This is a genomic window from Oleisolibacter albus, from assembly GCF_003336875.1.
GTDB lineage: Bacteria > Pseudomonadota > Alphaproteobacteria > Azospirillales > Azospirillaceae > Niveispirillum > Niveispirillum album.
In genome coordinates this window covers 1-1,186 of record NZ_QGNJ01000043.1, presented here as the reverse complement: position 1 = coordinate 1,186, position 1,186 = coordinate 1, and the positions used below count along the sequence as shown (strand labels likewise).

The 1,186-nt window shown below is 67.5% G+C and carries 1 protein-coding gene; it reads left to right on the top strand.

The annotated features are described in order from the left end of the window. The first annotated feature begins 13 nt into the window (after positions 1-13). Positions 14-1,177, top strand: coding sequence for a methionine adenosyltransferase (gene metK, locus DK368_RS21180; protein WP_114395955.1), 1,164 nt, complete (start codon positions 14-16; stop codon positions 1,175-1,177). Positions 1,178-1,186 lie beyond the last annotated feature (9 nt).

The window sequence follows — 1,186 nt, the reverse complement described above, 5'->3', positions numbered from 1 at the left end:
CGAGGCTAGACCCGTGCCGAAGCAGAATTACATTTTCACCAGTGAATCCGTGTCCGAAGGTCATCCGGACAAGGTGTGCGACCGGATTTCCGATGCGGTGGTTGATCTGTTCCTGGCGCAGGACCCGTATGCCCGTGTGGCATGCGAGACGCTGGCGACGACGAACCGTCTGGTGATCGCGGGCGAGGTTCGCGGCCCGAAGTCGGTTCTGGAGCAGGTCGAGGATGTTGCCCGTGCGGCGGTGCGCGACATCGGCTACGAGCAGGAAGGCTTTCACTGGCGGACGCTGGACTTTGCCTGCCATCTGCACCAGCAGTCTGCGGACATCGCGGTGGGTGTGGATGCGGCCGGGGCCAAGGATGAGGGGGCCGGCGACCAGGGCATCATGTTCGGCTATGCCTGCCAGGAGACGCCGGCGCTGATGCCGGCGCCGATCCATTACAGCCACCAGATCCTGAAGCGTCTGGCCGAGGCGCGGCATTCCGGGGCGGTGGCCTGGCTGGGGCCGGATGCCAAGAGCCAGGTGAGCCTGCAGTATGAGAACGGCCGTCCGGTGCGGGCGACCTCGGTGGTGGTGTCGACCCAGCATGGCGAGAGCGTGTCGCAGGAGGAGATCCGCGAGACGGTGCGCCGGCATGTGCTGGAGGTGCTGCCGCCGGGCTGGATGTGCCCGGAGGACCAGTTCTACGTCAACCCGACGGGGCGGTTCGTCATCGGCGGCCCGGACGGCGACGCCGGTCTGACCGGACGCAAGATCATCGTGGACACCTATGGCGGTGCGGCGCCGCATGGCGGCGGCGCCTTCTCGGGCAAGGACCCGACCAAGGTGGACCGTTCGGCGGCCTATGCCGCGCGCTATCTGGCCAAGAACGTGGTGGCGGCGGGTCTGGCGCAGAAGTGCACGATCCAGCTGAGCTATGCCATCGGCGTGTCGCATCCGCTGTCGGTCTATATCGACACGGCCGGCACGGGTCAGGTGGACGAGGACAGGCTGGCCGACGTGCTGCGCCAGCTGATGAATCTCAGCCCGCGCGGCATCCGCGAGCATCTGGGCCTGAACCGGCCGATCTATGCCCGCACCGCGGCCTATGGCCATTTCGGCCGTGAGCCGGAAGCCGATGGCGGCTTCGGCTGGGAGCGCACCGATCTGGTCGACGCCCTGCGCCGCGCCTTCTGAGCCGCACAG